5 protein-coding genes are annotated in these 4,480 nt (G+C 66.0%); 3 read left to right on the top strand and 2 right to left on the bottom strand.

The annotated features are described in order from the left end of the window. Positions 1-602 (bottom strand): glutathione binding-like protein (locus tag Q1J79_RS05095; protein ID WP_300297405.1); only part of this gene is annotated, 602 nt, incomplete at its 3' end. A 75-nt stretch (positions 603-677) separates the two neighbouring features. Then, the gene (locus Q1J79_RS05100) at positions 678-1,439 is read right to left on the bottom strand and encodes a hypothetical protein (RefSeq protein WP_300297408.1); all 762 of its coding nucleotides are present in this window, start codon (positions 1,437-1,439) and stop codon (positions 678-680) included. 346 nt (positions 1,440-1,785) lie between these two features. Between Q1J79_RS05100 and Q1J79_RS05105 the strand changes: the two genes are divergently transcribed. The 3 genes from Q1J79_RS05105 to Q1J79_RS05115 all read left to right on the top strand — a co-directional run. Further along, positions 1,786-2,145 (top strand): putative quinol monooxygenase, encoded by a 360-nt coding sequence (locus Q1J79_RS05105; protein WP_300297410.1) that lies wholly within the window; start codon positions 1,786-1,788, stop codon positions 2,143-2,145. Positions 2,146-2,153: 8 nt separating this feature from the next. Further along, positions 2,154-2,861 carry a glutathione S-transferase family protein gene (locus Q1J79_RS05110; RefSeq protein WP_300297413.1) on the top strand — a complete coding sequence of 236 codons (708 nt, stop codon included), beginning with the start codon at positions 2,154-2,156 and terminating at the stop codon, positions 2,859-2,861. 58 nt (positions 2,862-2,919) lie between these two features. Further along, the coding region (locus tag Q1J79_RS05115) for a tetratricopeptide repeat protein (protein ID WP_300297415.1) at positions 2,920-4,480 on the top strand (1,561 nt) is incomplete at its 3' end.

Here is a 4,480-nt window from a genome sequence, read left to right on the forward strand (position 1 = left end):
ACCTTGGTGGCCGGGCGCGCCCAGATGCTGTCGAACCAGCGCTTGAGATTGGGGAAATCCTCCAGCTTCTGGCCCTGGCGCTCATAGGGCACGATCCAGGGATAGGCGGCCATGTCGGCAATCGTGTAGGCGTCGCCGCAGATGAAGGCGCGACCTTCAAGCCGTTTATTCAGAACACCGTACAAACGATTGGTTTCATTTACATAGCGGTTGATCGCGTAGGGGATTTTTTCGGGCGCGTACTGGCTGAAATGATGGTTCTGGCCACACATCGGGCCCAGGCCGCCCATCTGCCACATCAGCCATTCGGTGCAGGCGATGCGGCCGCGCAGGTCCTGCGGGATGTGTTTCTGATACTTGTCGGCCAGATAAAGCAGGATGGCGCCGGACTCGAACACGCTGATCGGCTCACCGCCATCGAGTGGCGCGTGATCGACAATCGCCGGCATGCGGTTGTTCGGCGCGATCTTCAGGAAACCGGGCTCGAACTGCTCGCCCTTGCCGATATTGACCGGCTTGATCGTGTAGGGCGTGCCGGTTTCCTCAAGGAACAGGGTGATCTTGTGGCCGTTGGGGGTCGGCCAGTAATACAGGTCGATCATGGGCGGGCTCCGGGCTGAACAGGGCGGAAGGATGGAACAGGATCACCGGCACGGCAAGGCGCAGGCGTCGTCCAGTTAGCGCGAAGCCGAAACCGAACAAGCAGTTACCCGATGGCAATCAACTGCCGATGCAGACCCATTGCCGGCCAGGCCGATCCCGTTGCCGGCCGGTTCGATCCCGTTCGATGCCAGTTCGATCCCGTTGGATGCCAGTTCGATCCCGTTCGATCCGGTTCGATCCCGTTCGTCCTGCGCCGCATCGGACAATCGCCGGCGACGGCCGTGACGATGGCCGGGCACGGCCGCGACCGATGCGATCCAGTCGGCAATGCTGCCCGCCTGTTCGGGCGCCAGTTCCGGCCCCTGCCCCAGCCGCAGCTTCTCGGCCAGCCAGTGCAGTGTCTTCACATCCAGTTTGCCGGCCTGCTGCTGCATCTGGCGCACGGCATTGTCGTTGAGGGTGCGGAAACGCAGTTCCACCAGCAGACGCAGCCGCTCGGCGGCCAGATCGATGCGGGCGCGGAATTTGCGGCTGCGGCGCAGGTTGCGCCAGATGCGGTCGGCATCGCAGCCGCACAGATAGGCCGCCGTCTCCACCGTATGCCCTTTCGCCAGCACCTCGGCCGCCTTGCCCCAGTTGATACTGCGCCCGCGCGCCGGCCTATTCGGAATGCGCGGATAGTCCTCGATCCCGAGTGCTTCCAGTTCCAGCGGGGTATAGCGGCGCCGCGCCGGTGCCGCATCGCTGTCGGCCTCGTCTTCGGCCGCGTCTGGGGCCGCGCCAGGCCGCAAATGGATGTACGGATCCTTGAATGGATCCTGGCTGTGACTTTTCACGGACAACTCCTTTTTCTAGGAAAATAAACATAGCATATTTTCGCTATATGTTCTATATCGGATTTTATTCCGGATAATCAGGGGCTTAGCCTGGAAATTGGCGGTTTTCCGCCCTGCCCGCCCCCTCATCCGGCCCCGCACAAGCAACAAGAGGAGGAGGCGATGATGAAGGACATGCTGCTGGTGCTGCAGATCGCGCAGGCAATCCTGGCCATCGTCATCGCCCTGCATGAACTGGCGACGATCTACTGACCGCCCCCTGCTGACCGCGCCTGCCAGACTGCTGCCAGAATGGGGATCGCGCCATGCCATCCTGCTGCCAACACACAATGCGTATGAGGATGTCATGAATGCGCCGGCGAAAGGCCCAGGCTATCAACTGCCGAAATTCGATTACTACAATGAAGGTTTTGTTGTTGCCATCTGGATCGTTGCAAAGCCGGGGGAAGAAGAAAGTGTCGCCAGGATTCTCGAGGATCTGGTGAACCCGACAATGGCTGAACCCGGGGTTAAGCTGTTCCTGCCTTACCGATCGCCGGAGGACAAGGCCTCATTCTTTCTCTTCGAGCTCTACCGTGACAAAGCCGGCTGGGACGAGCATCAGAAGACGACGCATTTTGAGGCCGCCATCAAGGAACTGGCGCCGCGTGTGGTGAAGCGCGAACGAATTCCATTCCTCCCCTACATCAAGAGCCAAAAACCGTGATCATGCCAATGCAACCGACACCGGCGGCGCAGCATCCCCCCGCCCCGATCCGCCTGTATTCCGGCCCGCTGAGCATGTTTGGCGCCAAGGCCCAGATCGCCCTGCTGGAAAAGGGCCTCGATGCCGAGGTCGTGATGGTGCCATTCGAGATGAAGGCGCTGTACGAGCCCAAACATCCGGAGGTGCTGCGCATCAACCCCAAACGCCAGGTGCCGGTGCTGGTGCATGGCGATGTCGAGATTTTCGATTCCACGCAGATCTTCGAATACCTGGAAGACCTCTGCCCCGAGCCGCCAATATGGCCGCGCGACATCGCCGGCCGCGCGCGGGCCCGCCTGCTGGAACTGCAATCCGACGAAGTCTATTTCCCGCACATCATCCGCCTGATGGGCCTGCAGGCCACGCCCGACGATCCGGCAGCGGTGGCGGCACGGGATGGCGCGGCGCAGTTCTACGCGCGGATGGAAAACCTGCTGGGCGATGGCCAATCCTGGCTGTCCGGCGCGGCTTTCACCTATGCCGACATCGCCTTCTACATGGCGCAGATTTTCGGCGACCGCATGGGCGCGCCGATCCCCGCAGACGCGACCCGCCTGATAGCCTGGCGCGCACGCGTGGGCGAACGGCCCAGCGTGCGGCAGGTGGCCGGCGCGATGGCCCGCTGGCTGCTGGGCATCGGACGGCCGGTGCCCGCCTTCCTGCGCGCGCTGGCGTAAGGCGCGAACCCGGCCCGAACCTGTTGCCAGACCCGGCCCGGCAGGCGAGGCTTCGGCCATGACCGAGGATTCGTCCGTTTCCGCCATGCCGCCCGACCTGGCCGCCGCGCTGGCCCAGGCCGAGGCGCTGCTGGTCCAGCAACCCGGCGATGCCGTGCTGCTCGACCTGGCGGCCGGCTGCGCCGAGGCGCTGGGCGACCTGGCGAAAGCCGAGACCTATCGCCGCCGCGCGGTGCAGGCGACGCCGCAGGACCCCGCCGCCTGGACCCGGCTGGCCAACCTGCTGCAGCGCCGGCAGATGCCGACCAAGGCGGCGGCGATCTATCGCCGCGCCGTCGAGCTGATGCCGCAGGATGCCGCGCTGCACCGCGCGCTGGGCGGCCTGCAGCACCGGCTGGGACAACTCGGCAAGGCGGAATACGCCTATCGCCGCAGCATCAAGCTGGCGCCCGACGCGTCCGCCGCCGCGCTGGCGCTGAACGATTACGGCACGCTGCTGGCGGCGCAGCAGCGCCATGACGAGGCCGAGGCCGCCTATCGCGCCGCGCTGGAGCGCCAGCCCGGCTATGCCAAGGCGGCCAACAACCTGGCGGCCCTGCGCCATGGCCTGGGCCAGGCCGCCGAGGCCGAGCATGGGTATCGCCATGCCCTCGAGCTGAAGCCGAATTACCCGCGGGCGGAATACAACCTGGCCAACCTGCTGCAGGAACAGGGCCGGCTGGCGGAAGCCGAGGAGGCCTATCGCCGCGCCATCGCGCAGGACCCGAGCCTGACCCAGGCGATGAACAATCTCGGCCTGCTGCTGGGCGAGACCGGCCGGGCCGAGGAAGCCATCGCGCTGCTGCGGCTGGCGCTGCACCAGGCGCCGCAGGATACCTCGCTGAGCATCAACCTGGCCGATCTGCTGCACCAGCGCGGCGACAGCGCCGAGGCCCGGCTGGTGATCGATGCCGCCCTGCTGGCCGCGCCCGACCATGCGCTGCTGCGCCTGACCCGGCTGATGCATTGCCTGCCGGTGCTGCCCGAGAGTCCGGCGGCGGCCGAGGCCGCGCTGCGCGACTTCGATGCCGAACTGCAGCGCTGGTCGCAGTATGCGCTGCATCCCGATCACCGCCAGGCGGCCGCCGACCATGTCGGCCACAAGCAGCCCTTCTACCTGGCCTATCGCCCGGGCGACCATCGCGCGCGCCTGTCGGCCTTCGGCGACGTCACCAGCGCGCTGATGCGCCAGGCCTGGCCGCTGCCGGCGCCGGCGCCGCCGGAACGACCGCGCATCCGGCTCGTCATCGTGACGAAATACATCCGCGGCCATTCGGTCTGGACCGTGGTGCTGAACGGCCTGCTGAGCCAGATCGACCGCACGCGCTTCGAGACCGTGCTGCTGCATACCGGCGCGGCGACCGAGGGCGACATGGTCGCGGCGCGGGCGATGGTGGACCGCCTGCATCCGAATCCACGAAGCTTCCGCGCCGCGCTCGAGCTGCTGCGCGGCGAGCAGCCGGACATCATCTATTACCCCGAGATCGGCATGGACGCGCTGACCAACCAGCTGGCCAACCTGCGGCTGGCGCCGCTGCAGGCGGCCGGCTGGGGCCATCCGATCACCACCGGCCTGCCCG

Origin of the sequence: Ferrovibrio sp. (genome assembly GCF_029255545.1) — a bacterium.
In the GTDB taxonomy this organism is placed as follows: domain Bacteria; phylum Pseudomonadota; class Alphaproteobacteria; order Ferrovibrionales; family Ferrovibrionaceae; genus Ferrovibrio.